General features: G+C 59.8%; 3 protein-coding genes. 1 reads left to right on the top strand and 2 read right to left on the bottom strand.

Going from position 1 to position 4,082, the window contains the following annotated elements:
- Positions 1-889: glycosyltransferase family 2 protein (locus tag G7Y49_RS11745; RefSeq protein ID WP_165174037.1), on the bottom strand; the 889-nt coding region annotated here is incomplete at its 3' end.
- A gap of 158 nt (positions 890-1,047) precedes the next feature.
- Entirely contained in the window at positions 1,048-2,178 is a 1,131-nt protein-coding gene (locus G7Y49_RS11740) for a glycosyltransferase (RefSeq protein WP_165174035.1), read from the bottom strand.
- Positions 2,179-2,744: 566 nt separating this feature from the next.
- On the opposite strand from G7Y49_RS11740, the gene G7Y49_RS11735 reads away from it, so the two are divergent.
- Positions 2,745-4,082 (top strand): ISL3 family transposase (locus tag G7Y49_RS11735; RefSeq protein ID WP_165174033.1); only part of this gene is annotated, 1,338 nt, incomplete at its 3' end.

The following is a 4,082-nucleotide window of genomic DNA, read 5'->3' as shown; positions in this document are numbered from 1 at the left end:
TCTCGTCAATCTCCCGTCCCTTGGCCTCATCCGACAACCTAGAAGCGAGTGAGTGAATCCTCACGGCGCAAAAAGCCTGCCACCAAGTCAAGTATCGAACAAGCTCGGGCCATGAGCTGCCTGCATCGGAGCAAAATCTCTCTATAGCCTTCTTGTAATCAGCAATCTGTCCCAGATCAACACAACGCACGTTGACAATGGATCCGTCTCTCATCACGTAGCCATACAAGCGCTCATCGACAACGGCAACATCGCTAACTGCTGCTAGGTGAGCACATATGACGCTCTGATCCTCGTACAGCTGACCCTCTGGAAAGGGCGTTTCTATGAATATCCGTCTCGGAGCTAGCTTTCCCCATGCCGATTCGCTTATCTCATTGAATATGATCGAGAAAGCAGCAGAGCTGCAATCCATAACGCGCAACGACCTCCGATGACCGGGGCCATCGGGCACTGCGGTGCCGTCCGCGATACGCACGGCACCGCATACAGCCATCCGGTCTTCTCGCCCTTCGAGGGCTCGCCACAGCTGGCTGAGATAACGGGGATGTACCATATCATCGCCGTCGACAAAGCTCACGAACATTCCACGAGACGCTGAGACGCCGCTGTTCCGGGCAGCCGAAAGCCCCCCGTTATCACGATGCAGCACCCTAACGCGCTCGTCGAGTCTTGCATACGAGTCGAGTATCTCACCAGTCTTATCTCTCGACCCGTCATCGACGCACACCACTTCAAAGTCGACGAAGTCCTGGGCTAGGATAGAATCAAGACAACGAGAGGCGCAATCCTGTAAGTTGTAAAACGGAACGACAATCGAAACGAGTGGGACAGACTTAGACATCCACCTCTCCGATCTTGAGGACAGGGGTGCTTCCCCATATCTCATGGACGGGTACATTGCATGCAACTACCGCGTTGCCCGCAATGACGGCGTCGCGCCCTGTGGTCAAAGTATCGCTCGACTTAGCCAGCACCTTTGCTCCGGCGCAAACAGAAGCACCCTGTTTCACGAGGATGCATTCGCAAAACGAGGCGGCAGACTTCTTATAAACCATCTTGCGCGCCACTAATGACTTCGATCACTTTCCGTGCGCAAGCGTCCGACGAAAAGCCAGCTCTCTCCACCTCATCAGCGTAAAAACCGCATCGCTTTCCCCTGAAAGCCTCAACCAACTCCCACAGGCGCTCAGCCCATACAACGGGAGAATCGTCCAGCGAGCAGTGTTGCGAGAGCTCGGTTAGGTCAGCCTCCTCAGGCATAGTATCTGTGCATAGCACGGGTAGAGCCGCGCACTGCGCCTCAACCTGCGCGAAACCCAGGCCTTCGTGCAGAGACGGCATAAGAAACGCGTCCAGCGCACTGTAATATGGGGAAGGGTCCTGGACCGACTCACGAACGATAAGGTCACCGTCAACGCCGAGCTGACGAGCTCTTTCAAGAACCTCGTCAACCATGGCCGGCTGCCCGAGCATCAGATACTTCGACCCAGCGTCCATCCTCCCGTACTCGGCGAAGACCTCGACCTGGAAGAGGGGGTTCTTCTGTGCATCGATCCTTCCGATACTCCCCACGAGCGTGGTGTTGTCATCCACCCCGAGCTCTCCTCGCGCCCGCTCGCGCTTCGCCTGGCTGAAGCGGAAGCGCCCGACGTCCACCCCGTTGCTGATGACGTCAAACGGCCTGCCGCGGAATAGGTATCTTCCCGCATCGGCGGAGCAGGCAACGTTCCTAGTGGAGCTGCCGCCCCAAAGAGCAATCCCAATACTACCCACAGCGCGCTTGAGAAGCTTGGCCCCGTCGCCTACATCCGAGTTGTGAGAGTGGACGACACGGACCGGCACTCCCGCGAGCTCGGCCTCCCGGGCGAACCGGAAGCCCATGCCGTTCATGGTGTTGACCCAGACGACATCATACCCGCTCGCATCCAACAGCCGACGAAACGCTCGAGGGCCCTCTACGAGACGCCTCACCTGGCCAGGCCTGAACCCCCTGAAAGCCGTAAAGCGATTGCCGCCCAGACTCTCCAGCCAAGCGTCATCCTGCTCCTTCCAGTCCCACGTGGAGAAGATGTCGACTTCGAACCCCGCTTCGACAAGGCTTGGCAAGACGTTCCTCACGAACGTCTCAATGCCGCCCTTGCCCCAAGCCTCTGAATATATGAGGACCTTGCTCATTTGATAACTTGGCTCTCTCTAAATAGTTGGGGGATTTCTCTGTTTCGGGGCATTTAAGCCGCCTCCCCCACGTTTCTTCGCTGATTTGCAAAACTTCTCCAACCTCCAGATAAAGTCGGGTAATCGCATATGCCCAAAATCTTGGCGTTTGCTCCGCTCATAGGCCTACGATCGTCCCGTTCGGCGCGCGAAGGAAAGATGTTCGCCGCGGGTGCGGGTGTGCCCGTGCGCCGGGAAGGCAGGGCGAGGGGGAAGCTGGAACCTCCCCCCTCGCCCCTATGGCAGCCCGCGTTCGTGGCAGTTAGGAGCAATGCCATGAGAAACGGGACGACACCGATTGAAGCGAGCGCTTGGAGACGAGCGCTGGCCGAAAGGTCATTTGCAGACGAGCTGTCAGCTGCTGATCTGGTCGAACTCTGGGACGAACGCGAAGCATGTGCGCACGAGTTTTGCTGTGCCGAGGCGGACGAGGCGATTCTATGCCCACCTCCTGCAGGGTGTCCGAACCTTTGCGGGGCGCTCGTACGCCAGCTCGAGCTCGCAGGGCTCGAGGGGAGGTGGATGTGATGGCGAAGAAGAATACGCCCAAGATCAACGAAGCGCTGGGCATCTCGGAGGACTACGAGGTCGTCAAGTTCTCCCGTAAGGGCGACGTCGACGTCGCCTACCTGCGCCGGGAGGTGCGAGAGCGTACGTGCCCTCGCTGCGGTGCGCACGCCCACGTCAAGGGCCGTCGCTGGCGCAAGGTATGGCACGTGCCGGCGCACCGAGTGCCGCTCATGCTGATGATCGAGGTCACCCGCATGATCTGCCCCAAGCGCGGAAAGACCTGGAACGAGACCCACGAGATGATAGGGAGCGCCTCCATCCACATGTCCGTCGACGTGCAGGACCTGATCCTGTTCGACCTCATGGACAAGAAGTCCGTGAAGGCGACGAGCGAGAAGAACGGGCCGAGCCCCTACATGGTCAACAAGGTCCTCGACCGGGCGATATTCGACGCGCGCTACCTGCCTGCGACATTGTGCATAGACGAGTTCAAGGCCAACAGCGACCAGGGCAAGATGGCGGTCGCGATAGCCGACGGGGACTCGGGATTCCTGGTGGAGATCCTGCCGCAGCTCACGTCCAAGTGCCTGGAGCGCTTCTTCGGGAGATTCGACGCAAGGGAGCGCGCCTCCGTCCGCTTCTGGTGCTGCGACATGAGCCCCATGTTCATCAGGGCCCAGAGGACCTGGTGCCCCGACGCGACGCTGTGCCTCGACCGCTTCCACGTCATCAAGCTGGTCAACGAGGCGTTCGGCGACGTGCGCAAGCGCGTCCAGGGAGACGAGTCGCTGCCAGCTGACCTGCGCAAGGAGGTGCGAAAGGCCTGGAAGCTCTTCCTGGCGAGCCCCGAGGAGCTCGAGCGCGTCGACCTCGAGTACGCGGAGAGGCTCGCAGCCAACCGCGCGACCTTGATGTCCACCCTCGACCTTACCGAAGAAGAGATACGCGAACTTACCTTTCTCAAGCCCCGCGAGGCACGCGTCGCCAAGGTCGAGCGCCTGCTCGAGGCCGACCCCGATCTCAAGTGCGCATACGAGCTCATGCACCTGTTCCGCGACTGGTCGGACATGGAATGGTGCGCAGACAAGCGCGACTCGCTCTCCAAATGGATCAGCCTCGCCATAAGAAGCGGCATCCCCGAGATGAGGCGAGCCGCCAAGAGCATCAAGCGCAACCGGGAGGGCGTCCTCAACGGGTACAAATACAACAAGACCAACGCCACGGCCGAAGACAATATGACCCGGATCCAGACGCGGAGCTGCCCGAAGCAGCCCGCCCTGCCGCCAGGCACCCAGGGTTCGGGAGATGATAGACTCCCCGATATAGCGCAAGACAGGCGCGGCCCCAGGCGCCGC

The organism is Adlercreutzia sp. ZJ242 (genome assembly GCF_011038995.1).
In the GTDB taxonomy this organism is placed as follows: Bacteria; Actinomycetota; Coriobacteriia; order Coriobacteriales; family Eggerthellaceae; genus CAAEEV01.
Note: the sequence above shows the minus strand (reverse complement) of the source record. Positions and strands in the feature narration are given on the sequence as shown.

Bases quoted from the DNA above. Each gene is read 5' to 3' on its own strand.
- G7Y49_RS11740 (WP_165174035.1), bottom strand. From the start codon at position 2,178: ATGAGCAAGGTCCTCATATATTCAGAGGCTTGGGGCAAGGGCGGCATT.